This window comes from Bacillus sp. 7894-2, assembly GCF_002272225.1.
Classification (GTDB): Bacteria; Bacillota; Bacilli; order Bacillales; family Cytobacillaceae; genus Cytobacillus.
Genome location: NZ_NPDG01000184.1, coordinates 1 through 213, shown reverse-complemented (window position 1 = coordinate 213; position 213 = coordinate 1). Strand labels below are relative to the sequence as shown.

Here is a 213-nt window from a genome sequence, read left to right as displayed (position 1 = left end):
TCTTTTAAAGCAACTCTTATATTATAACGATCTTAAATTCAAATGTCAACAACTTTTTTGGTGCGGCCGAGAGGACTTGAACCTCCACGGGGTTGCCCCCACTAGGCCCTCAACCTAGCGCGTCTGCCATTCCGCCACGACCGCTTAATAAAGCGACAAGTAACATCATACCAAAACGTAATTCTTAATTCAATGGTAATTAATGGTGCGGGC

The 213-nt window shown here is 44.1% G+C and carries 1 tRNA gene; it reads right to left on the bottom strand.

Annotated features, from left to right (window positions below):
• Positions 1–58 precede the first annotated feature (58 nt).
• A tRNA-Leu gene (locus CHI10_RS22080) sits at positions 59–144 on the bottom strand.
• Between the last annotated feature and the right edge of the window lie 69 nt (positions 145–213).